Source organism: Reichenbachiella faecimaris, from assembly GCF_900176375.1.
Classification (GTDB): Bacteria; Bacteroidota; Bacteroidia; order Cytophagales; family Cyclobacteriaceae; genus Reichenbachiella; species Reichenbachiella faecimaris.
This window is the reverse complement of the sequence record NZ_FWYF01000001.1, coordinates 1,511,580-1,537,517: the sequence shown is the minus strand read 5'-3', so window position 1 is coordinate 1,537,517 and position 25,938 is coordinate 1,511,580. Positions and strand designations below refer to the sequence as shown.

General features: G+C 40.1%; 17 protein-coding genes. All 17 read left to right on the top strand.

The window, feature by feature from the left end; translation table 11 throughout:
- The first annotated feature begins 13 nt into the window (after positions 1-13).
- On the top strand, positions 14-1,192 hold the full coding sequence (locus B9A58_RS06370; RefSeq protein ID WP_139793765.1) for an efflux RND transporter periplasmic adaptor subunit: 1,179 nt from the start codon (positions 14-16) through the stop codon (positions 1,190-1,192).
- Positions 1,193-1,221: 29 nt separating this feature from the next.
- Complete coding sequence (locus B9A58_RS06365; protein WP_084371568.1) at positions 1,222-4,623, top strand: efflux RND transporter permease subunit; 3,402 nt, start codon at positions 1,222-1,224, stop codon at positions 4,621-4,623.
- A 123-nt stretch (positions 4,624-4,746) separates the two neighbouring features.
- Positions 4,747-5,913, top strand: coding sequence for a proline dehydrogenase family protein (locus B9A58_RS06360; RefSeq protein WP_084371567.1), 1,167 nt, complete (start codon positions 4,747-4,749; stop codon positions 5,911-5,913).
- Between the two features lie 137 nt (positions 5,914-6,050).
- On the top strand, positions 6,051-7,520 hold the full coding sequence (gene nhaC / locus B9A58_RS06355) for a Na+/H+ antiporter NhaC (RefSeq protein ID WP_084371566.1): 1,470 nt from the start codon (positions 6,051-6,053) through the stop codon (positions 7,518-7,520).
- Positions 7,510-8,097: a 3'-5' exonuclease gene (locus tag B9A58_RS06350; RefSeq protein ID WP_084371565.1), complete on the top strand. Its 588-nt coding sequence runs from the start codon at positions 7,510-7,512 to the stop codon at positions 8,095-8,097. The genes nhaC and B9A58_RS06350 overlap by 11 nt, the downstream gene beginning before the upstream one ends.
- Before the next feature lie 119 nt (positions 8,098-8,216).
- Complete coding sequence (locus B9A58_RS06345; RefSeq protein ID WP_084371564.1) at positions 8,217-8,825, top strand: SiaB family protein kinase; 609 nt, start codon at positions 8,217-8,219, stop codon at positions 8,823-8,825.
- A gap of 273 nt (positions 8,826-9,098) precedes the next feature.
- The gene (locus B9A58_RS06340) at positions 9,099-9,503 is read left to right on the top strand and encodes a SiaC family regulatory phosphoprotein (protein ID WP_084371563.1); all 405 of its coding nucleotides are present in this window, start codon (positions 9,099-9,101) and stop codon (positions 9,501-9,503) included.
- A gap of 214 nt (positions 9,504-9,717) precedes the next feature.
- On the top strand, positions 9,718-11,052 hold the full coding sequence (locus B9A58_RS06335; RefSeq protein ID WP_084371562.1) for a sensor histidine kinase: 1,335 nt from the start codon (positions 9,718-9,720) through the stop codon (positions 11,050-11,052).
- Positions 11,053-11,059: 7 nt separating this feature from the next.
- A complete protein-coding gene (locus B9A58_RS06330; RefSeq protein ID WP_176214696.1) occupies positions 11,060-12,322 on the top strand; it encodes a response regulator in 1,263 nt (420 codons plus the stop codon).
- Between the two features lie 48 nt (positions 12,323-12,370).
- Positions 12,371-13,021 carry a chemotaxis protein CheW gene (locus tag B9A58_RS06325; protein ID WP_084371560.1) on the top strand — a complete coding sequence of 217 codons (651 nt, stop codon included), beginning with the start codon at positions 12,371-12,373 and terminating at the stop codon, positions 13,019-13,021.
- Between the two features lie 15 nt (positions 13,022-13,036).
- Positions 13,037-16,435, top strand: coding sequence for a methyl-accepting chemotaxis protein (locus B9A58_RS06320; protein WP_084371559.1), 3,399 nt, complete (start codon positions 13,037-13,039; stop codon positions 16,433-16,435).
- A 32-nt stretch (positions 16,436-16,467) separates the two neighbouring features.
- The gene (locus B9A58_RS06315) at positions 16,468-18,990 is read left to right on the top strand and encodes a methyl-accepting chemotaxis protein (protein ID WP_084371558.1); all 2,523 of its coding nucleotides are present in this window, start codon (positions 16,468-16,470) and stop codon (positions 18,988-18,990) included.
- Positions 18,991-19,001: 11 nt separating this feature from the next.
- On the top strand, positions 19,002-21,521 hold the full coding sequence (locus B9A58_RS06310; RefSeq protein WP_084371557.1) for a methyl-accepting chemotaxis protein: 2,520 nt from the start codon (positions 19,002-19,004) through the stop codon (positions 21,519-21,521).
- A complete protein-coding gene (locus B9A58_RS06305) occupies positions 21,514-22,260 on the top strand; it encodes a ParA family protein (RefSeq protein WP_084371556.1) in 747 nt (248 codons plus the stop codon). The genes B9A58_RS06310 and B9A58_RS06305 overlap by 8 nt, the downstream gene beginning before the upstream one ends.
- An 18-nt stretch (positions 22,261-22,278) precedes the next feature.
- Positions 22,279-23,091 carry a chemotaxis protein CheW gene (locus B9A58_RS06300; RefSeq protein ID WP_084371555.1) on the top strand — a complete coding sequence of 271 codons (813 nt, stop codon included), beginning with the start codon at positions 22,279-22,281 and terminating at the stop codon, positions 23,089-23,091.
- 1 nt (position 23,092) lies between these two features.
- Positions 23,093-24,118: a chemotaxis-specific protein-glutamate methyltransferase CheB gene (gene cheB / locus B9A58_RS06295; protein WP_084371554.1), complete on the top strand. Its 1,026-nt coding sequence runs from the start codon at positions 23,093-23,095 to the stop codon at positions 24,116-24,118.
- 12 nt (positions 24,119-24,130) lie between these two features.
- The gene (locus B9A58_RS06290; RefSeq protein ID WP_084371553.1) at positions 24,131-25,933 is read left to right on the top strand and encodes a chemotaxis protein CheA; all 1,803 of its coding nucleotides are present in this window, start codon (positions 24,131-24,133) and stop codon (positions 25,931-25,933) included.
- Positions 25,934-25,938 lie beyond the last annotated feature (5 nt).

The following is a 25,938-nucleotide window of genomic DNA, read 5'->3' as shown; positions in this document are numbered from 1 at the left end:
AAAACTAACAATCATGACGAAATATATTTATCTCCTTGCCATTGTAATCCTTGCTAGTGCATGCGGCGGTGGTGAATCGGATTTGGATGCCAAAAAAGAATCTTTATCTGAATTGAAAAGCCAATCGGTAGAGTTGCAAGCGCAAATAAAGGCATTAGAAAAGGAAATTGCAGAATCTGATCCTTCCTTTCTAGAAGCGACCAACAACTCTGTTTTGGTCACAGCTATCACGGTAAAACCTGAAGCCTTTCTACACAAGATCGAAATACGAGGAGGGGTAGAATCTCGTACCAATGTAACTGTAAGTGCGAAAGTGCCTGGGGAAATCAAAACAGTATATGTAAAGGAGGGGCAGCGAGTTAAAGCTGGTCAGGCTTTGATGGTACTGGATGATGAAGTGACCAGAAACAACATCGCAGAACTGGAAACTGCTTTGGAATTGGCCATCATAGTAGCTGAAAAGCAGGCCAATCTTTGGGAAAAGAATATTGGAACGGAAATTCAGTATTTGCAAGCTAAAAACAACAAAGAATCATTGGAAAGAAAGCTGACAACAGCCAAATCTCAATTGAGACAGAATCGAATTGAGGCTCCCTTCAGTGGAACTATTGATGCCGTAATTGCGAAAAAAGGAGAAATGGCTCAGCCTGGGATGCCTTTACTGAGAATTGTGAATCCAGATGATGTGCATGTCAATGCTGACGTTTCTGAGAGATACATTGGTAAATTCAAGAAGGCTGATCCAGTGGAAATCTACTTTCCTTCTCAAGACAAAAAGTTGACGTCAATTATCAAGTCTGTAGGACAGGTGGTCAACAGCCAGAACAGAACCTTTGAACTAGAGATTTATCTTCCTACGTTGGATTTTGCTGTGAAGCCCAATCAGGTTGTCGTGCTGAACTTGAAAGATTACCAAAATGATGAAGCCTACATACTGCCGACCAAATTGATTCAAAAGGATCAAATGGGAAGTTATGTATACGAGATCGTAAAGAATGGAGACAATACTGTAGCCAAAAAGCTGCACGTAGAAACTGGCTTATCATTCAATAATGAGACTGAAATCTTAAAAGGAGTGAAAAAGGACCAAAAAATTGCATTCAAAGGCTATAGAGAATTGTCCGAAGGTGCCATGGTGAAACTCTTGATAGAAGGTGCAACAGAAACCAATGCCAACACGGCTGCAAAATAAACACAAACAATATTTAACCGAATTTTATCATGGCTGACAAAAAGCAAGATGAAAATAAAATAGAGAAGCAATTTGGGCTCACCACGTTGTCCATATCTAATAGGACAACTGTGATGGTGATTACTTTCTTGATTGTGACCATGGGGATATCCACTTATATCACACTTCCCAAGGAGAGTTTTCCAGAGATACAGCAGCCCGTTGTTTATATAGGTACTCCACACCCAGGTAATTCGCCTGTGGATATGGAAAACCTGATTACTAGACCCATAGAAAAGGAGTTGAATTCTATCTCAGATGTAGATGAAATTAAATCTACATCCGTCCAGGATTATTCCACCATAATCGTAGAGTTTAGTCCAGACACTGAGATTGAAGATGCATTGACCAAGGTCAAAGATGCTGTAGATAGGGCAAAGCCAGAGCTGCCTTCTGATTTGGAAACAGATCCAAACGTTTTCGAAATGAACTTCTCTGAATTCCCAGTCTTGAATATCAACTTATCAGGCGACTATAGCATCCAACAACTCAACGATTATGCGGAGTATTTGGAAGATGAGATTGAGAAGTTGACTGAAATCTCAAAAGTCGAAATTCGAGGCATAGACGAAAAAGAAGTGCGTATCAATGTGGATCCCTATCAAATGGAGTCTCGTTTGATCAATTTTGGAGACATAGAAAATGCAGTTCGTGCCGAGAATATCACCCTCTCTGGAGGGAATCTAAAAGAAGGGGATATCAGACGTTCGATTCGCGTAGTCGGAGAGTTTGAAGACCCAAAGGATTTGCTAGATGTAGTGATCAAGAATGAAAAAGGGAATATTGTTTACCTAGGAGATATTGCAGAAGTAGAATTTGGTTACAAAGAGAAGCAAAATTATGCGCGACTAGGTGGTAAGCCTGTAGTGATGGTGGATGTCATCAAAAGAAGTGGAGAAAATTTGCTGATTGCTACAGATAAAATCAATGCAATTTTAGACCATGCCAAGAAAGAGGTATTTCCCCATGATCTTGAAATTACCATTACCAATGACCAGTCGCAGCAAACACGCGACATGGTAGATAGCTTGGAAAATAACATCATCTCAGGAGTGATATTGGTGGTTATAGTCCTACTGTTCTTTTTAGGTTCTCGAAATGCACTTTTTGTAGGAGTGGCCATTCCACTTTCAATGTTTATGTCCTTCCTGATCTTAGGTGCCTTTGGTATCACTATCAATATGATGGTACTCTTCTCCTTGATTATGGCGCTAGGAATGCTCGTCGATAATGGTATCGTGGTAGTAGAAAATGTCTATAGAATGAGAGAAGAAGGACTGTCAGCCTTTGAAGCTACCAAGAAAGGTGTAGGAGAGGTGGCTTTGCCAATCATAGCTTCTACAGCGACTACTTTGGCTGCGTTTTTACCATTGGCTTTTTGGCCTGGTCTGATGGGAGAATTCATGAAGTACTTACCCATTACCTTGATGGTAACGCTGGGTTCTTCATTGTTTGTGGCTTTAGTTATCAATCCGGTTTTAATTTCAATTTTCATGAAATTGGATACTGGTGTAAAAAGGAATGATCGCAAGATTTTCATTATTGTAGGTGTGTCTATAGCACTGGGCTTGTTGTTTCTCGTGATGGGATCTGCCGTGTTTAGCAATTTAGCTTTTGCGGTAGCACTCATTACTGTCCTAAACGTGTACATATTGGTGCCATTGTCGAGAAGGTTTCAAAGTGTATTTTTGCCTTGGATAGAATCCATATATGGGAAAGTATTAAAATTTGCATTGGCAGGATGGAGGCCTTACGCCTTTTTCTGGGGCACAGTAGGTATGTTGTTTTTCTCCTTTGTGCTCATGGCTGTATTTCCACCTGAAGTGGAGTATTTCCCAAAAACTGATCCTAAATATGTCAATGTATTTATCGAATATCCTATTGGTACAGATGTAGAAACTACCAACACATTTGCCGAACAAATAGAAGCCAAGGTCATGGAGGTGATCCAACCTTACATGAGCATTGTTGAATCTGTAATTGCCAACGTGGGAGAAGGTACTGCAGATCCTAATGACTCTTCGGCATTTGGACAAAAATCCACGCCCAACAAAGCGCGGATTACCGTAGACTTTAAAGAGTTCAAAGACCGAGAAGGGCTGTCCACAGCAGATGCATTGAATGACCTTAGAGATGCCATGCGTGGACATCCTGGCGTATTGGTCACTGTGGATCAAAATGCAGATGGCCCACCAGCTGGAAAACCAATTAGTATAGAAATCTCAGGAGATCACTTTGAGACCTTGATCAACGTATCTGAACGAATGAAAAGTTATATCAACAATTCAGGTATTGAAGGTATCGAAAAGTTGAAAATGGATCTGGAGACTGGTAAGCCAGAATTGATCGTGAATATTGATCGTGAAAAAGCCAGAAGATTTGGGCTTTCTACCCAATCCATTGCCATGGAAGTAAGAACTGCCTTGTTTGGGAAAGAGATTTCTAAATATAAAGAGGGAGAAGACGATTATGAGATACAGCTAAGGCTCAAAGAAAAGTATCGGTATGACATAGATGCTTTGATGAACAAAAGCGTAGTATATAGGAATCAAACCAGTGGTGAGATGCGCAGCATACCAATCAATTCTGTGGCAAAAGCCGAGCTGAGTTCTACTTATGGTTCGGTTCGTAGAAAGGATTTGAAACGGGTGGTTACCATTAGCTCCAATGTAGTGGGCGGATACAACCCTACTCAGATCAATGACCAGATCAAAGAACTTTTGACCAGCTTTGACCTCCCATCAGGCTATGAATATAAGTTTGGTGGTGAGCAAGAAAAGCAAGCCAAAGAAATGGCTTTCTTGAGCAAGGCACTCATGATTGCTGTATTCATGATCTTCCTGATTATAGTTTCACAATTCAATAAAATCACAGCACCTATCATAATCATGATGTCGGTAGTCTTGAGTACTATTGGAGTATTTCTAGGGCTTGTCATTTTTCAGATGAACTTTGTAGTGATCATGACCATGATTGGTATCATCTCTCTGGCAGGAATCGTAGTGAACAACGCGATTGTACTCATCGATTTCATTGAGTTGAGTAGAAACAGAAAACGTGCTGAACTGGAAGTGGACAAGCTTCCATTTGAGGAAATTGTCAATGCAATCATTCTCGCTGGATCTACCAGACTTCGTCCCGTATTGTTGACAGCCATCACCACTATTCTGGGCTTGATTCCATTAGCTGTAGGTATCAATATCGACTTTTTGAAATTGTTCTCTATTTACGATGCAGACTTCTTTTTGGGCGGAGATAATGTGGCCTTTTGGGGACCCATGTCATGGACGATTATTTTCGGATTGACATTTGCAACTTTCCTGACATTGATTATTGTTCCTGTGATGTATTTATTCTTTGCTAAGTTGAACAGGAAACTTGGGGTGAGTTGAGATAATATAAGTTTAAGGTAATAGAAGCGAGACTTTGTAAAAGGTCTCGCTTTTTTTGTATCTTTTTAAATGGAATTCGTGCATATATTTGCCGTCCAAAAAATGAGCAACAATTATTGACCAATGATAAATTTCGATGACACCCAAGTGGCATTCGCAGACAAGTCTGATTTTGATTTGAAAAGAATGCATTTCCTGTTCCTCTCCATGAACAATCCTGTAATGGCGAGAATTGGGATTTGGATGACTGTTTTCGCACTAAAAATCCATTTGCCAATCAAATGGATGATCAAGAAAACCATCTTTGCTCAATTTTGTGGAGGTGAGTCATTAGAAGACTCTAAGGGTACAGTAGAAAAACTGGGTGCTTCCCATATCCGGACTATTCTTGATTACTCTGTAGAAGGAGAAGATTCCGAAAAAGTATTTGATGCCAATAGAGATGAAATCATTCGATCACTAGAATTGGCGGCTACTACTATTAATATTCCTACAGGTGTAATGAAACTGACAGGCTTTACGGAGTTTAGCCTGCTGGCCAAAAAACAAAGTGATGCTGCACTTACTGCAGATGAGGAAAGCAGATACTCAGTTTTCTTGGAAAGAGTAGATCAAATTTGTGCCAAGGCAGTTGAGGTAAAAAAGTATCTTTTTATTGATGCGGAAGAGAGCTGGATTCAGGATGTCATAGATGAGGTCGTGTATGCTATGATGGAAAAGTACAATAAGGAAACGGTATACATTTTCAATACTTACCAAATGTACAGAACAGCCTCTTTACAGAACCTGAAAAATGCTCACCAGCTGGGTTTGGAAAAGCACTTCAAGGTGGGAGCCAAATTGGTGAGAGGTGCCTATATGGAAAAAGAAAGAGACAGGGCTGAGCAAAAAGGATACACAGACCCGATCCAGCCAAACAAAACAGCATCAGACAAGGACTACGATTCAGCAGTAGCTTATTGCCTGGAGCACATCAATGACATCTATCTATGTGTGGGTACGCACAACGAGAACAGTTGCAAGCTGACAGCAGAACTCATGGAGCATCATGGGATAGCCAAGGCAGATCCTAAAGTGTATTTCGCGCAGCTTTTTGGAATGAGTGATAACCTATCCTATACATTGGCCAATGAAGGTTATAATGTTGCTAAATATGTTCCTTATGGTCCTGTGGCCAAAGTGCTTCCGTACTTGATGAGAAGAGCGGAAGAGAACACTTCTATTTCTGGTCAAAGTAGTCGTGAATTTACTTTAGTAAAAAAAGAAATTACTCGAAGGAAAAATGCTTGATGCTTATATAAAGATCTTTCCAACTAATACAAAATTACCCTCCGGTCTTTTTTTGATTGGTAATTTCAAGTCACTGCTTTTTGGTTGAACAAAAATGTTTAACTTCCGAGTTTTTAATACCAAAAATGCGCTAGCGAATGAGTACAAGCAGTGAGAAGAGAGAGCCTTCGCTTTTAGAGGCATTCATACCCATTATATTTCTGATCGTTTTTTTATCCATCAATGTATCCATTTTTGGAGATGATGCATTGTCCGGTTCTAATCAGATTGTGTTGATATTGTCAGCCATGGTAGCCGCAATCATGGCAGTGAGATTAGGGTATCAATGGAAAGACATTGAAAAATCTATGGTCAAAAGTATCACCTCGGCTATGGGTTCTATTTTAATTTTATTGATGATTGGCTCATTGGCTGGTAGCTGGTTGATCAGTGGAGTGGTGCCAGCTATGATATATTATGGTCTGCAAATTTTAAATCCAACAATATTTTTATTTGCTGCATGTGCAGTTTGTGCGATCGTATCCATGGCTACTGGCAGCTCTTGGACTACGGCAGCTACAGTTGGGATCGCATTGATTGGTATTGGTCAGGCCATGGGTATTCATGAAGGTATTGTTGCAGGAGCGATTTTATCTGGTGCCTATTTTGGGGACAAAATGTCACCACTTTCCGATACCACCAATTTGGCTCCAGCTATGGCAGGAACAGATTTGTTTACCCATATACGATATATGGCATACACCACTTTTCCTTCTATCTCAATTACCTTGATTATTTTTCTAGTCATGGGATTTTTCAACACTGCACCCGAAACCAGTGTAAATACTGGCGAAGTGTTGTCTGCTATTTCATCAAAATTTCATATTTCTGGATGGCTGTTTATTGTCCCAATTGTGGTTATCATTCTTATTGTAAAAAAAGTACCCGCATTTCCAGCTTTGCTGATAGGTACACTTCTTGGGGTTGTATTTGCTTTGATTTTTCAAAGAGAAGTAATTGTTGAAGTATCAGGGTATTCTGGAGAATATTGGAAGACCATGTTTGTAGGTGTAATGAAAGCGCTTTATGGCCATGTGGGTGTGACTACCTCCAACGAAATGGTGAATGAACTCTTAAGTTCTGGAGGGATGTTTAAAATGCTCAATACCATTTGGCTCATCATGTCAGCCATGATGTTTGGTGGGGTGATGGAAGGCGCAGGGATGCTTCGTGTGATCGCTCGCGCCATCATGAACAAAATAGAATCTAGTGGTGCACTTATCGCATCCACTGCAGGTACCTGCTTGTTTTTTAATGCGACCGCATCTGATCAATATTTGGCGATTGTAGTGCCAGGTAGGATGTATGCCGATCTTTATAAAGAGAAAGATTTAGCGCCTGAGAATCTAAGTCGAACACTAGAAGATTCTGGCACAGTAACATCCGTGCTAGTGCCATGGAATACTTGTGGAGCTTACCACTCAAGTGTCTTGGGTGTAGGGGTGTTGGCATTTGCCCCCTATTGCTTTTTTAATATCATTAGCCCATTTATGACTATATTATTCGGATATTTAAACATTAAAATCCGCCGACTGAGTGATAAAAAACAAGAGTTGAATGAAGATTAGAAAGATTACGAAGCAGGAAGTGAACGAACTTCCTCTGATGAAATATGAAGGGGAATGTCAGATAATCGACGATGAAAGTCAAGTAAAAGAAGCAGTAGAAGCCTGCAAAAAAGCTAGCATACTAGGTTTCGATACAGAAACAAAACCAGCCTTTAGAAAAGGCGAATCCTATCCAGTGGCTCTGTTGCAGTTGTCCCTGCCAAACATGGCCTACTTATTTAGGCTAAATAAAATTAGCCTTTCAGAAGATATTGTGAGCTTGTTTGAAGACCCTAAAATCAAAATTGTTGGCATTGGTATAAGAGATGATATCAAAGATTTGCAAAAGCTGAGAAAATTCAAACCCCATGGGTTTGTGGATCTCAATGAGTTGGGAGCCAAGCTTGGATTTGAAAGTATTGGAGCAAGAAATTATGCTGGCATGTTTATGAATCACAGAATTTCCAAGAGCCAGCAGGTTTCTAATTGGGAAAATGAAGAGCTAACTGAGTCACAGATTAGTTATGCAGCAACTGATGCATGGATTTGCCTTGACATCTACAGCAAAATGATGGAGATCAAAGCCAAAGCAGAGTAGTTTTATTTTTTCTACCCATTTTTCAGAATTGATACTAAACCTGCTTGGTAATTTATTTCTATATTTATCGTTAGGCAGTGTATTGGGCTGAAAACCCTCCTTATTGAATCAAACGGCGCATGAATAATCTTAGAAAAAAGCAGACCAACCAACTCAACCACCTCAAAAATATTGTGGCCTTTAGAGATCTAATGGAGGGCTCTGATGTGAATATTGTCTACCTCGGTAAGATTACGCAAAACACGATCAACGGTATCACAGCAATGACCGAAGAAGATATGACCGATAAGAAGGAGGATAAAAAAGTATCCCGTCGCGTGTATCATGTCATGATAGAAGCCCTGCAAAATATATGTAAGCATGCAGACAGTACTGCCGAGTATGCATCAGATAGCCTAGAAGATGGTTTGGCGAAAGATGGTATTTTCTTGATTGGTGACAATGACTATGAGTATTATGTGACTACAGGGAATCAGATTTCTCTTGACAATGCTGTGAGACTTCGAGATATTTTGGATCGGGTGAATTCGCTGGACAAAGAAGAGTTAAGATCCCTGCATAAGACGACCATGGAAAACACCACTATTTCTGAAAAAGGAGGTGCAGGTTTGGGATTTATAGACATCAAAAAACGCACAGGCACGGAGTACGAGTATTATTTCGAACCGCTGGATGCAAAACATTGTTTCTTTATTCTCACGATCAGGATTAGAAAAGAAGACGTTTAAAGATTTAGTACAATATGTCTGGGATAGGTCACATCCTTTCTGATCGCTTGACAAAGGTTTTCATTTCCCTTGAAAATTCACTATCTTATTAAAGTGACTCGTGCTTTATTGGTGCTGAATCAGCCAATTATAGAAGGTAAGCGGTTTTACCTAAAAAAAAATATAGGTACAAAAACGGATTGAAATGTGGTATAATAATCTCTAATATTGAATCTTAGAATAATTATAGACCATTTTAATAAAATAGAGATTTAGAATAGTTCAATTGTGGCAATGGATGGATATTTCATAAGACCTACTGGTACCACTCCTTCGGTAAACTTTAAACCCGGGAATGGTGAACTGGAGCTTCGCGGCAATTCTATGCCAGATGATCCTCTGAGTTTTTATGGGCATGTTTTTAGCCATTTGCCTGCGTTGGATAATCAGGAATTACAAGAGATAAATGTGAATTTTGCACTAAAGCATATTGAAGATTCCAGTACGTATCTTCACATCTTGGTGAAAAAACTCATCTCATTGGCTTCAGAAAAAAGACCGCTTAATATCACATGGTATTACGAAAAAAACAGAACCAATATCCTTGAGGTTGGTCGCGAGATTAGCGAGCACTACAATCATCCCTTTAAGTTTGTAGAGGTATTCAAAATCAAGGATCAATTGCGACAAGCGTCGTAGTCTGGCATACTTTATTTCTTTTCTTATTTTTTGGTTTGTAATCAGGATTTCTAATTCGAAATTTGGATGTGGGTATTCGGGAATATATCCTATCCTAAATGATTTGAAAGTTATCATTTAATTGTAGAATCATGTATATTAGAAAAAACCAATTAGACCAGAAATTTTAAGATCATTCAACAAGACCAAGTATACAAACGGTCGGAGACAGAGTATGAGAAGAGAGATTGTTTTTTTTGTAGCCATAATCACAATATTCATCAATTTGATCAGCTCCCAAGTGGAGGCTAATGCTTTAATATCTCCCACTGATATTTCTATTGTCGATTCGTCTGTAATCCAAGAAACTACTTCGGCATCCACAGCAGAAGGTTCTTCCTCTGTTTTGTCTATCGTTTGGGTTGTCTTGTTACTTGGTGTTTCTGGTGGTGCATACTATTATATATCCACATTGAAAAAGGAGGCGTTCTCGAAAGATATTCAGCTTAATGACTTTCATCGTCAGCTCAAGAGCAAGGAAGCGCATGTGTTAAAAATACAGCAGGCCTATCAAAAAACAATAGGCCAGAAAAAGGAAATGAAAGCTGTATTCGCCAAAGAATATGATAAGCTGGTCATCAAGTATAAGGAACTTTTGAAAATTAAGGAGAAACTATCTGAACAACAAGCGGCAAGAGAGGAGCTCGAAGAGACGAGCAAAACACTTGAGAAAACACAAGCCCTTTTGTTGCAGTCAGAAAAAATGTCATCCTTAGGACAATTGACTGCTGGTATAGCACATGAAATCAACAATCCTGTCAACTTTGTGGCAAATGGGGTCAATACCTTGAAAGACAATTTCAAACAACTCAATGTATTTATTGAAAATTACAAGCGGATTTGCGAGTTGGAGAGTTTGGAGGAAATTAAGAAGTATTATAAAATCCAACGAGAAGACGATCATCATTTTAATGATTTGCAAACCTCTACCAATGAGTCACTGGATGATGTAGAATATGGAACGACTCGAATTACTGAAATAGTGAATGGACTTCGAGTATTTGCTCGTCACGACGAAGTAGAAATCAAAGAAGCTGATCTCAATGAGGTGGTGGAAAATGCCATTGTGATCCTAAAACCAAAGTACAAGAAAAAGGCCAAAGTACTCAAAGACTTGGATGCGAATATCAAGCCTATTAAGTGTCTGCCAGGTCAACTTAATCAGGCGCTTGTAAATCTGATTGCCAATGCTTGTGATGCCATTGATTTTAAGGGCACAATCAACGTGAAGACTGAAGAGCAAGACGATGACCATGTCAAAATCTCCATAAGAGATAATGGAAAAGGCATGTCTGAAGACATGGTAAAGAAAATTTTCGATCCATTTTTTACAACCAAAGAAGTAGGAAAGGGGACTGGATTGGGCTTAGCCATCACCTACGGCATTATAGAAAAACACAACGGCACGATTACAGTAGAGAGTGAAGAGGGCAAGGGGACAGAATTTGTAATTACGATCCCAAAGAAACTCAGAAAGGTAAATAAATCAATGGATCCAGCCTTAGCTTAATTTTATTGTGGAAGGAATACTAAACAGAACATATAAAGACGAAGAAGTAAAAAGATTCAACATCCTATACGTAGATGATGAAGAAGTCAACTTGCGAATATTTCAGCGTGCTTTCAAGAGACATTACAATGTCTTCACAGCCGAGTCTGGTTTTGACGCGATCAAAATATTGGAAGAGAATCAAATCGATCTGATCATGTCTGATCAGCGCATGCCAGGAATGACTGGAGTGGAATTGTTGATCAAAATAGTTCCCAAATATCCTAATATCGTTCGCATGATTATGACAGGTTTTAGTGATGAGGACGAAATTATAAGGGTTGATAGAGAAGTAGGACTAGATAGATTTTTGGTAAAACCCTGGAATCAAGAAGATCTAAAAGAAGAATTTGATAAAGCACTGGAGTTGAGAAACCCAACAGAGGAAGAAAAGCCAGAACCTGCTCCTGCTCCTGAAGTCAAAAAAGAGACTGTTGCACCTATAAAACCAACTAAGCAAGAGCTTAAGAAGGAAATCATTAAGTCAGTAGAGGCTCGTAAAAACATGATGTCCACTGTGAACATGGACCAGGTCATCGAGTTCAACGTTTCTCTTAGGGAATCCTTATTGCCCAGACAAGAAGAACTCAGATTGTATGTAGAAGATGCTTTCGTGTTATATGAGCACAACCGCGTCAATCATAATGGCTATTGGTTTGGTGAGGTTTCGGATAAATTACTTATGACCTCGTTCAATACAAATTCAGGGGTAATTCATGCCTTGACTTTGAATACTTTCATTTGCGCTACGCTCATGGAACTGATGTATAAAGATCGAATCTTCGATCCGAGTGAAATTTTGACTTCCCTTTCTACAAGAATCCAAAACCGATTTTTCGGAAAAAAGTATGACGAAAATATATGTTCTGTAGACATTGCCCTATTGATCTACGACAAGCAAGATGAGTCTTTGCTATTTGGTGGTGCTAATCACAATTTGTATTCATTCAGCAAAAATGGCGAATTCAAAACACTTTCTGGGAATATCTCTCCACTGATCCCTGGGGTTGAACCTGATGTCAATGTCCTGCAGTTTGACACGTTTGAGGTTTCGGAATTGTACTTTATTTCTAACAATGTGATTGACGACAGTACAAAGAAGTCTGAAAGTAATTCAGCATTGCTAAGTACTCAGCTGTTACTTGAAGAACTGCATAAATTTCCAATGATTATGCAGGCCAAGTTGCTTCATGAGTATAAGTACAAAAGTTTGGTAGGTGTTCGCTTTTAGGAAAGAAAGTAAAAATCAAGAGTTGAAAAAAATTGATGGAAAAGTAAAATGGCAATAGGTAAAAATTTAAAAAAGGGTAGCAAAGACGAACCATCTAAAAAGAAGGACGTCCCGGCTAAGAAAAAGCCATTAGAAGATCAGACTGTCATTGAAACCCCAAAAGATGAGATACAAACGTCATCAAAAGAAGAAACTAAGGATACAACCCAGTCATTGAATCAATTGAATTATGACTTGGACACAGTACAGCAAGTCGAAGAGAATAGCAGGATGTTGGTTGTGTTTCCAGTGGGAAAAGAGGAATATGCTTTTGAGATAGGCCAGATCAAAGAAGTAGTACCCGTCCCGCCAATTTCTCCAGTCCCACAAACCAAAGTTTATATTTTGGGAGTGGCCAACGTTCGCGGCAATGTGCTAGCGGTAGTAGATTTGGCAAGAAAATTTGGACTGAAAAAAGAACATGAAACAGATCATATCAAATATGTGATCGTGATCAAAAGTGAGGATGTGAAGGTAGCTGTGGCTTCCAGCCAAGTACCCGAAACATTGATGATCAAAGAAAGCCAAATAGACAGCACTGCAGATGTAATGAGAAAAACTAATAGTGAGCAGAGCTTTATTAATGGCGTTGTCAAGAAAGACAACAGAATGATTATCCTTATCGACGTCTTAGAGATGGTCAATAAGGACCAAGAATAATAAGCGGAACGAAGCATGAACAAATTGAGAAAATTAAAGATTAGGCAAAAAATGATGCTGTACATCATGGGAGCAACTGCGCTCCTGTATGTTGTTATTTTTAGCTATGTCGGAATTAGATTAAATGAAGAATCCATGGCGGAGTCTATCAAATTGGCAGACTCTTATGCTGTGCAAAAGTCCAATGACATAAACTCCCGAATGCAGGAGGATTTGTCTATCACCAGATCCATGGCGATTATTTTAAGTGATTATGCTGATTTGCCTGAAGAAACAAGATACGAAATGCAGAAATCATTGATGACAAGCATTCTAAAAAAATACCAATCATACGATGCCATTTGGATGAATTGGGAGCTGAGTGCCATCAATCCAGATTGGACGTTACCTTATGGTAGACAAAGAATTACATATTTCAGAAAAGATGGAAAAATTGGAGAGACCATAGAAACCATAGATACTGATGGAAATAATTTAGTTGGTGATTATTACAGAATGAAAGGAGATCTCAATGAAGAGATGGCAGAGCCTTATTTAAGTGAAGATTATGAAAGTGGTGCGGCAAGTGATTACCTCATTACTTCGCCTTGTGTCCCTATTATGAAGGATGGCAAATTTATTGGTTTGATAGGAACGGACTATACGATTTCGAAATATGCTGATGTGATAGATAATTCTAAGTACGAACATGGTTTTTCATTTTTAGTAGCCAATAGTGGTATGATAGCCAGCAACAATGACAAATTAACTGCAGCAAAATCAGTGGATGGGTTATCATATTTCCGAGAGGAATTTGACGTGTTATCGAAAATTAAGTCAGGTGAGTTTACTTCTTATATAACCTATGATGAAGACTTAGGAGAGAATATATATGTTTCTTTCGCCCCTATTGCTTTGAATAGAGCTTCTCTGCCATGGTCTGTGGTTACAGTACTCCCCTTGAGTGGAATCAGCAATACTTTCTCTATAGCTTTCAACTTTCTGCTATCTGCTGGCATTGTAGGCTTCATTTTGATGAGTTTTATTATATGGAACATATCTGGCCGCTTTACCAATCGGATAAAGGCCACAAACCAAGCCATGAAGGAACTGTCCCATGGCAATCTTGATCGGTCATTGTATCTTCAAATTGAAACAGGTGATGAGATTGGAGAGATGCAAGGCTCACTCAATCAGCTATTGACCCAGCTAAGCAATAAAGCAGATTTTTCTCAAGAAATAGGAGAGGGCAACCTGGATGCACCATTTGAACCGTCAAGTGAACACGATGTGCTGGGATTATCCTTGATGAAGATGCGAGATAATCTGCAAACGGTCATTCACGAAACCAATGAGGTAATCAGAGATGCTGCTCAAGATGGTAATTTCAATACACGAGTGGTAGAAGAAGGCAAATCTGGCGCGTGGCAAGAACTCAGTGCTTCTATAAACAATCTATTGGGTTCTTTTGTTGCTCCACTGATAGTACTCAATAGAATCATCAGAGCCATGGCAGATGGAGACTTGACCCAGAGATACACGGATGATGCAAAAGGCGAAATAAAAGAGATGGCAGACAACTTCAATCTGGCTCTGGATAATGTAGATGGTTTATTGCATCAGATATCAAAAAGCTCAGGAATTGTAGATGAGGCCTCCTCCGAGATGACCGTGACTACAGAAGAGATGAGGACCAATACATCTGAAATTGCTTCAGCCATAGCCGAAATGAGTAATGGAGCGCAAAATCAGGTGTCAAAAGTAGATGAGTCTTCTACACTGATAGAAGGGATTCTAAATTCTTCGAATGAAATGGCTACCAAGGCCGAAACGATCAATAACGCAGCCAAGGTTGTTGAAGAACGAAGTGGAAAGGGTTTAGAAATGATGAACAAAGTAGTGTTCAATATGGATGACATTTCTGCTTATTCCTCAAAAACTCAGGATTCCATTAAAGTATTGACTGAAAGATCCAAGGAAATCACGCGTGTGCTTGGAGTGATTACAGAAATTGCATCACAAACCAATCTGTTGGCTTTAAATGCCGCCATTGAAGCAGCTCAAGCTGGAGATGCAGGTAGAGGATTTGCCGTAGTTGCAGAGGAAATCAGAAAACTGGCTGAAGACTCCAGAACTTCTGCCAAAGAAATTGAACTCTTAGTAAGCGGCGTGCAGAAAGATACCAAAGAGGCTGCAGATGTAATAGAAATCATGAATGCAAGTGTTAAAAATGGAAGCGAAGCTTCAAGTGAAGCTTCTGAAGTTTTTAAACAAATACTGGATTCAGCGACAGCCAATCTGAGTTATTCTGAAGAAATTCTTAATGATACCAAATTACAAATTGGAGATATAAATGAAGTGGTTTCATTGACTGAGTCCATTGTAGTGATAGCAGAAGAGACAGCAGCTGGCACAGAGCAAGTGGCGAGTTCTGCCACAGAACTATCCTCTGGCATGGAGTTATTCAATGAAAAAACCCAAAGTCTGGCTGTAGTAGCTGAGACCCTAAAAGATGGCGTAAGCATGGTAAAGCTGTCTGGCAATGCCAGCGACAACAATGCTATATTCAAGATGCGTGAGGCGTTTGAGCATGAAAAGATGCTGCTCGACGCCTTGCTTGATTATATGCCTGACACCATTTATTTTAAGGATTTGGAAAGCAAATTCTTGCGCAACAGCTCCTCACATGTTAAGCAGTTAGGTGCTCTATCAACTAACGAATTGGTAGGTAAAAGTGATTTTGACTTTTTTGGTGAGCATGCTCAAAGGGCTTACGAGGATGAGCAGAAAATTATTAGTACAGGAGAACCTATACTCAATGTGGAAGAAAAAGTAGATAGAAAAGATGGTACTACTATTTATGTGTCTACTACCAAGTTACCACTTAGAGATCTGGAAGGTAATATCATTGGTACCTATGGGATCACAAGAGATATTACTGATATCAAGGAAGCCACAAAGCGTGAGGGTGAAATTCGTCAGCAACAGATTCATGAACATCTCGAATTAATTAAAAAACAAAATGACCTTTTTGGTGATATCTTGAATTTGGTAGATTATAAGATTGCTCTTGTGAATCATCTTGGAAAAATCTATTTAGCCAACAATGCTGTCGCAGAAGATTTTGGGCGACCCGTAAGCGAAATCATAGGAAAGACCAACTTCGATTTCTACGACCGTGATTTTGCTGAGAAAGTAAAAGAAATTGAAGAGAAGCTGGTAGCAAGCAGGACGCCAGTGTTGAGTTTAGAAAAGGTAAAACTTCATGGCGAGATCAAGTACTGGTTTATCCGTAAGGTGCCTATTCTAATCCCTGAATTTGAGGAGTGGGGACTATTAGTCATCCAAAATGAAATCGAGGAAGATAAGGCTAAAAGGAGTGACTATTTAACAGAATTAAAAGAAAGGCATCCAGGTATTATGCTGGATGTTTAGTGGTAAATTAACTAACAACCTAAGGAGTCGAAATGATAAAGAATATAACGGTTAGGAAAAAGATGATGGTTTTTATCTTAGGGATCACGGTTCTTATTTACCTGATTACTTTAGGATATATTGGTCTTAGCTTAAGGGAAAAGGCCATAGTGGAGGCGCAGCGCTTGGCGGATACTTTTTCTTCGCAAAAAGCGAATGAAATAAAGTCCATACTCAATGAAGATATGGCGGTAGCGAGAGATATGGCTGCTATCGTAAAAGATTTCACTTTGAAGCCCAAAGCCCAAAGAGATAGCTTACGTGGTGATTTGATGATTAGTATTTTGAAGGCTTATCCTAAATACGATGCAATATGGATGAGTTGGGATTTGTGGGCTATTGAGCCAGGATGGGATAAGCTAAATGGGAGAGAGAGAGTGAACTATTATATGCGTGATGGAAAAGTGAACCACTCTCGAGAACTTGCCAACCTTGATAAGGATCCGGAAAGTGGAGGCTACACGCACCTCAAAGTCAATCGTGATCAATCCGAAATGTTAACAGAGCCATACTGGTATCTCGACTATGACTATGGTTCAAACAATAGAGATTCAATCCTAGGTGTATCCCCTGAAGCTACCATTGAGATAGATGGGAAGTTTGCGGGTGTTATTGGTACAGATATGACACTCAGTGATTTTCAAGCCATGTCTGAAGTTAGCTTTTTTAAAAAGGGCTATGCCTTTCTTCTATCAAATCAAGGAATAGTCATTGCTCATCAGAATCCTGGTTTTTACAGTTATTCAATGGATACCTTAAGCTTTACTAAAGCAATTGATCTGGAAGAAGCCAAAGAAAAAATTCAAAATGGCGAGCACTTCTCCTATAGCGTTTATGATGAATCTTTTGGTGAAGAAGTTTATATCTCATTTGCTCCAGTGCAAATTGGCAAATCAAGTTATCCGTGGTCTGCTGCCACCATTGTGCCAGTATCTGAGATTACAGCACCTTTTAACGCGACCCTTCAGATTACAATAATAGTTGGTATTATAGGCTTGTTACTCTTGTCCATGGTGATCTTAAGAATTTCAAACAACATCACATCGTCCATAGAAGATTCAAATGAACTACTCAAGAATTTGGCTCTTGGAAACTTAGATCAAAACAAGAAACTATCAGTCAAATCAAGTGATGAGTTAGGCCAGATGGCTAGTTCAGTCAATGTACTGGTGGATGAATTGAACAAAAAAGCAGTTTTTTCAATTGAAGTGGGTAGAGGAAATTTAGATTCAGATTTTGTGGTGGCGAGTGATCAGGACAGTTTAGGTCTGTCGTTACTCAAAATGAGAGATAATCTAAAAAATGTACTCGACGAGACGAAGAGCGTGGTGAGCAAGGCAGGAGATGAAGGAGATCTAAGTGCCAGAATAGAAACTGCAGGTAAGCAGGGTGGTTGGAAAGACCTTAGTGAGGCAGTTAACAATCTTCTTAATTCTGTCTCTTTGCCTGTAATGGCAGTCAATTCTATTGTCAACGCTATGGCAGAGGGAGATTTGTCCCAAAGATTCTCGACTGAAGCTCATGGGGATTTGGCTCGACTTTCCAACAACTTAAATAAGGCGCTTAATAACTTAAATGAACTATTGCAGAGCATTGCAGAAAATGCAGACGTAATAGATGAATCTTCTGCTGAAATGAGAGTAGTAAGTGAGGAGATGAATACCAATACCAGAGAAATAGCATCAGCCATTTCAGAAATGAGCAATGGCGCGCAAACCCAAGTGAGTAAGGTAGATGAATCTTCCAATCTGGTAGAGGGAATACTTAAGTCATCAAATGAAATGGGTGAAAGGGCCGAGACTATCAATGAAGCTGCCAAACGCGGAGTGAGTAGTAGCGAAAAAGGCTTGGAAATGGTCAATAAAGTAGTGTTCAATATGGTTGATATTTCAGAATATTCAACCAAAACACAAGACTCGATAAACATACTGACAGAAAGGTCAGCTGAGATTACACGGGTACTTGGAGTCATTACCGAAATCGCGTCACAGACAAATTTGTTAGCCCTCAATGCAGCCATTGAAGCTGCTCAGGCAGGTGATGCAGGTCGTGGATTTGCAGTAGTGGCGGAAGAAATTCGCAAGCTCGCAGAGGACTCAAGAAATTCGGCTAAGGAGATAGAAAAGCTGGTAAATGATGTGCAGACAGATACCAAAGAAGCAGCCAAAGTGATTCAGATCATGGGAAGTAGCGTGAAGAATGGCGAGCAAGCTTCCAAAGAGGCATCTGAGGTTTTTAAGGAAATTGCAGAGACATCAGACAAAACATTCAGCCATTCTCAAGAAATACTTCAGGCGACTAAACTTCAGGTCAAAGACATAAATGCAGTGGTGACAATCACTGAGAATGTAGTAGTGATCGCAGAGGAGACAGCTGCAGGAACCGAGCAGGTAGCCAGTTCTGCCACAGAGCTTTCCTCTGGGATGACAGGATATACTGAGAAATCTCAAAAATTGGCTGATGTAGCGAATCAGCTCAAGGAAAGGTTAAAGAAATTTATTTTATCAAACAGTTAATACAAACTTAAATGTTTAAAAAGATTGCCATAAGGAAAAAAATGATGCTCTTCATATTGGGGATTTCCCTTGTTATATATGTGGTTACGTTCAGCTATGTGAGTATTACCTTAAGACAAAATGCAATTGTTGAGGCTAAAAAATTAGCCAACTCCCTGGCGCTACAAAAAGCAAATGATATCAAGGCAAAGCTAGACGAAGGGGTTGCCGTTTCACGATCCATGGCCGACATAATTAAAAGTTATGCCTTCATGCCAAAAGAGCAAAGAGAACAATTACAAAAAGAACTTTTGGTGAATGTGCTGGAGAGCTACCCTGATTATGATGGTACTTGGTTGAGCTGGGAGCTTGAGACCATTGATCCAGCATGGACGGAGTCGCACGGCCGACAACGATTCACCTACTACTTCAAAGATGGTGAGTTACTCGAAAACATCGACTTTGTCAATCTGGAAGGAGATGATCTCAACGGAATCTATTACCGTCATAAAGTAAGTAAGGATGAAGGAATTACAGAGCCGTATTTCTATGATAATTACGACAGAGGAATAAAGACTCAAGTGCTTGGAATTTCGCAGAATGCATCCATTCTCATCAATGGTAAGTTTGCAGGATTGATTGGCTCTGACCTTTCTCTTGAGGATTATGAAAACATGACCATGTTTGATGATTTTGATAGAGGGTACGCATTTCTAGTATCAAACAATGGAGCCATTGTGGCGCATCCAAATAAAGAGATACGGAGTCATCTGGTGGATACGCTGGGATTAAACGGAGATCTTGATATGAAAGAAGCCATACGAACAGGCTCTTTCGCGTCATTCAATAGTTTCGATTCCACTTACAGTGAGGAGGTCTATGTGTCAATTGCACCAATTCCTGTTGGGAGGTCCACTACGCCCTGGGCAGTAGGGATGGTGGTGCCTGTTTCTGAAATCACCAAGTCATTCAATGCGACCTTTCGAATATCTATCATCGTAGGACTTGTTGGTTTGGCTTTACTTTCAATTGTAATTTGGAGGATTGCTAACCAAATAATTTCATCCATTGAACAGTCAAATGACTTATTAAAGGATTTAGCACATGGCGAGCTGGATCAAAACAAAAAATTAGTTATCAACTCCACTGACGAATTGGGTGAGATGGCAAGTTCAGTAAATGTCCTAGTAGATGAGTTGAGCAAAAAGGCAACGTTTTCCAAAGAAATTGGAGAGGGTAATCTGGACTCTGATTTTCAAGTTTCAAGTGAGCAAGATGTGCTTGGCCATTCACTGCTAAAGATGCGAAACAATTTGAAAAACGTGTTGGACGACGTGAAAGGAGTAGTCGAGGAGGCAGGTACAGCTGGTAATCTTGCCGCACGAATTCAAACAGACGGAAAACATGGAGGGTGGAAGGACTTGAGTGAATCAGTGAATAATCTCTTGCAGTCTGTGGCCACACCTGTGATGGCTGTGAACGCCATAGTCAATGCCATGGCAGAAGGAGATCTGACCCAGCGATTTAGTGAGCATGCCAATGGAGACATGGCCAGGCTTTCAAGCAATCTGAATAAGGCGCTTGACAGCTTAACTGACTTATTACAAAGCATCTCAAAGAATGCGAATTTTGTGGATGAATCATCTGCCGAAATGAGTGTGGTGAGCGAAGAGATGAATACTAATACCAAAGAGATCGCATCTGCTATTTCTGAGATGAGCAATGGGGCACAAATGCAGGTAACCAAAGTCGACGAGTCATCAAACTTGGTAGAAGGAATTTTGAAATCATCCAACGAGATGGGCGAACGAGCAGAGACCATCAATGAAGCCGCCAAACTTGGAGTAGCAAGTAGCGAAAAGGGTATGGGCATGGTAAACAAGGTAGTTTTCAATATGGTAGATATTTCTGAGTACTCTGCTAAGACACATCAATCCATTCAGGTGCTCACAGAGCGATCAGCCGAAATCACCAGAGTATTGAGTGTGATCACTGAAATCGCTTCTCAAACGAACTTATTGGCATTGAATGCCGCCATAGAGGCCGCACAGGCTGGAGACGCGGGCCGCGGATTTGCTGTAGTAGCAGAAGAAATCAGAAAATTAGCAGAAGATTCCAGAAACTCTGCTAAGGAGATTGAAAAGCTTGTGAATGACGTACAGACCGACACGACCGAAGCCGCCAAGGTAATCGGAATCATGAGTGAGAGTGTGAAAAATGGAGAGCAGGCTTCAAAAGAAGCATCAGAGGTATTTAAAGAAATATCTGACACTTCGGACAGAACTTTCCGACACTCACAGGAAATACTGGAAGCCACCAAACTTCAGGTAAAGGACATCAATGCTGTGGTAGCCATTACTGAAAATGTAGTAGTGATTGCAGAAGAAACAGCAGCTGGTACAGAGCAAGTGGCAAGTTCAGCTACGGAGCTGTCATCTGGCATGATGGGATATACAGAAAAATCACAGCAGCTGGCCAAGGTGGCAGAAGACTTAAAAAGTGGGATAAGTAAGTTTGTTTTATCACGAAAAACGAATCAGTTGAATGACTAAAGTTATTGCCATAGTGAATCAAAAAGGCGGGACAGGTAAGACCACCACCACGGTGAATCTTGGATGCGCTTTAGCTAAAAAAGGAAAAAAGGTATTGCTTGTGGATTTGGATGCTCAAGGCAATATGAGCTATTCACTTGGCATTTTAGAGATTGAAAAATCCATTGGCCAGGTGATATTAGGAGAGGTCGATTTTCAGGATATTCTGATTTCAAGGGAAGGATTGGATGTAGCTCCTGCAGAAATAGACCTTGCAGATGTGGAAATCAACATAGCGGGTGAGTTGGCCAGAGAATCCATTCTCAAAAAGGTGTTGGCTAACGTGAAGGGCTATGATTATATCTTGATTGACTGTCCGCCTTCCTTGTCTTTGTTGACAATCAATGCACTAAATGCGGCAAGTCGCGTGATTGTGCCATTGCAAATGGAGGTACTGAGTCTGCAGGGACTAGATCAGATTATTAGAACCATTGATCAGATCAAAGAAGTGCTGAATGAAGAATTGCAAATCATGGGGTTGCTACCAGTAATGGTAGACAGCAGAAGGAAATTGAGCAGAGAGATTTTTGAGCATATAGAAGAGAATTATAGTTTCAAAATCTTTAACTCCAGAATTAGGACTAATGTGCGGGCGAGTGAGGCTCCATCTTTTGGAGAGAGCTTGATTAGCTATGCGCCAACTTCTAATGGAGCAAAGGATTATATGGCTTTTGCCGACGAAATATTAAAAGCGAAATAAGATTAAAATTTTGAGTTGATGGCTTTAGGTAAGAATGTAAAGAAAGATAAGTTGATCCCTTCAAAACCAAAGAAGGAGGAAAAGACTGTGAAGGCTAAGAAGAAACCAGCGACTACGCCAGCCAAAAAAGTTGCACCAAAAGCTAAAAAGACAGCAGAGAAAAAAGCCAAAAGTCCAGCAGTGGAGCACAAGATCGAAAAAATAGAAGTTGCTTCTGAGGTGGTAGGAAATATCAAGGAAAACCCACAACTGGCCAAAGCCAAAAGGGTTCTTCCTGCCAACTTTCTTACAAAGGAAGAAATGGAGGAACGAAATAGACTGAAGGCTAAATACGATCAGGATATTTTGAAATTACGAGGAAAAAGTGTTCAGCTTATTGTGTTCAAATTGGGAGGAGAGAGGTATGCACTCGAAATAGATAAAGTAAAGGAAATAGTACCCGCACCACAAGTCTCCAAATTACCACGTGCTCCAAAATTCATGAAAGGAGTGGCCAATATTAGAGGGGCAGTAATGGTGATCATGGATCTTGAGGAGAAGTTTGAATTGTTCAAGTCAGAAGAAATATCTGAGAAAACATTCACGTTGGTGATCAAAAATGAACGATTTAAGGCAGGTATTTTAGTAAGTGAAGTGCCTACCACCCTCAAGGTACCAGGAGATATCATAGAGAGTTCATCTGGCATTATGAGTAACACGGTATTGGATGAGACTTTCATCAAAGGTCTGATCAAACAAGAGGAAGGAATGATCATTTTGCTCGACATCATAGAATTAATAGAAAGTGACGAAATAAGAGTAATAGCTGAGTCTGTAGAAGACGGCAACTAATATGAAAGATACCAGAGTACTCATAGCGGACGATTCAGGCTTCATGCGCCTTTTGATTTCAGATATTTTATCTGAAAATGAAGGCATGCAAGTAGTAGGAGCTGCTGTGGATGGCAAAGACGCGGTGAATAAGGTCAAGGAGCTAAAGCCTGATGTCTTGCTTCTGGACATGAATATGGGAGAATATGACGGGATATATGCCGTCAAGCACATCATGAAAGAGTGTCCCTTACCCATTTTGATTTTGAGCTCTGTGGGCAACACCAACCTTCAGCCTATCTTCGATGCACTTCAGGAGGGAGCCGTAGATTATTTGAATAAACCTTCAAGAGGTAATGCAAAAATGCGTTTGATCGAGACGGAATTGATTCAGAAAATCAGAAGTGTGACAAGGGCCAAACCAATGGCTGTGAAGCCTAACAGTAAAAATACCAATCAGCATACTTTTGACGAAAAGAGTAAATATGATTTGGTTGTCATTGGAGCCTCTACTGGAGGACCAAGTGCATTAGAAGAAATTATCGTGTCATTGCCTTCCAACCTCAATGTACCAGTCGTAATAGGTCAACACATGCCCACCAACTTTATTGCACCATTCGTAAAACGATTGAACAAGTTGAGTCCGCTCAATGTCCTGGTAGGAGCCAAAGGAATGGAACTTACGGCTGGTCATGTGATCATCGCTCCAGGATCAGGCAATATGGTTTTGATTGAAAAAGGTAAGAAGTCCAAAATAGCTTTTACAGACGAGCAGTTTAAAGAATATAACAATCCATCCATCAATTCAATCATGCTATCTGCAGCAAAGGTACATGGTGCCAGAACACTGGGCGTGATATTGACAGGAATGGGTAAGGATGGAGTAGAAGGAATGAAGGCCATTAAAGCGGCTGGAGGTTACACAATTGCACAAAATGAAAAGTCGAGCATTATCTATGGAATGCCCAAGGCAGCAGTGCAATGTGGTGCAATTGATAAGTCAATTGATATTAAAGAAATCGGAAGTTTTATAGTCAATAGTTTATAAAAAAAGAGAAAGTTGAAGTCCAAAGAAGAAGAATATAAAGAGCTCTTTCATGCTGAGGCGCTGGAAAATTTCGAGGAACTAAACCGCCTGTTTACTGATCTGGAAAACGATCATACAGATTTCAATGCCATCAATTCAATATTTCGAATTGTGCATACCCTCAAGGGAAATGCAATGGGAATGGGGTTTGATGATGTTGCAGCACTGACGCACGTGATGGAGGATGTGATGGGATCCGTGCAGCAAGGAACCATGGCGCTCAACAAAGATCTTTTTGATAGTCTGTTCAAGGCGAATGACAAATTAGGTGCACTCATAGATGCGTTAAAAAGTGGCGAAAGAGTTTCTTATCTTGGTATCAAGACCAAACTTTTCGTACTGCTAGAAAAGCATACAAAAGTAGCAGAAATAAAAGGTGCTCAGCCAAATGATTCACCTGCTGAGCCAAAAAGTGAACTGACCACACCAGTCAGAGAAGAGCAGTTGGATGAAGAGGAAGATCTAACGCAAGAAGCATTATTAGTTCCCACTGGAGATACGAGCAAAAACCCTCAGGCCATGAAGTCTGAAATTACATTTACGGATGTTATTCAGATCCCTGTCAAGAAAATGGATGAACTCATGACCATGGTTGGCCAATTGATAATAGAGAGAGATCGATTGATTACTTTAAATAGTGTGGATGGTAAGCGAACGTCAGAATTTGAGGGTTTACAACGCATTACATCAGACTTGCAATATGGGGTGATGAACGCTCGTATGGTAACTGTCGGATTTTTGTTTAACAAATTTCATCGAATAGTAAGAGATGTAGCTTCTATAGAAAACAAAAATGTGAGCTTGGTGCTTCAGGGAACAGAATGTGAGATAGACAGAAATATTCTCAAAATCATGAGTGATGCCATGATCCACTTGGTAAGAAATGCTGTGAGTCATGGGATCGAAAAAAGTGAAGCAAGAAGATCTAAAGGGAAGCCTGACAAAGGAACCATCATTCTCAGTGCGCACTACGAAAAAGATAATGTGGTGATCGAGGTGGCAGATGATGGAAATGGAATCGACGCTAGTATAATTCGAAGAAAGATTGTAGAAAAAGGCCTGGCTAGCAAGGAGCTTGCACAGCAGCTGTCTGATCAGGAAGTGATCATGTACATCTTCGAACCAGGCTTTTCTAATGCAGAAAAAATTACTGAGATATCAGGCCGTGGTGTAGGAATGGACGTAGTGAAAAAGGCTGCTGAATCTATAGGGGGACAAATCAATGTGGAAACTGAAGTGGGCATGGGCACTACCATTAAGTTGAACCTACCCTCATCAATGGCGCTCAAAGGTGCCTTGTTATTTGAACTGGACGAGCAAGAATATGCCGTGGCGCTTTCTTATACTGAAGCCGTGATTTCATTATCAAAGAGCGAAATACACAGAATCACAGATGGACTCATGGCACAATACCTGGACCAAACCATCCCGATCATCTTTTTGAAAGATATTGTCACCTTGGAGAATCTGGCGGACTGTCAAAAAGAGGGCGTGCTTCATCGCTCTTTTGAAGAACTAGAAGAAGAGACGAAATTGGATGTCATAGTACTTTCCTATGCAGGCAGATTGCTAGGAGTGGTAGTAGATCGTCTACTTCAGCAAAAGGAAATAATTGAAAAGTCCATGGTTCGGCCACTGGAAAAAACAAAGCTATTAAGTGGTACTACCATTTTGGGTAATGGTAAGGTTTGCTTAGTAATTGATGTGACGACCATCTCAGATTTGATGTTCAAAACATTAGCCCAAAAAACAGTAGAAACGGAAAATCAGATATAAACTCA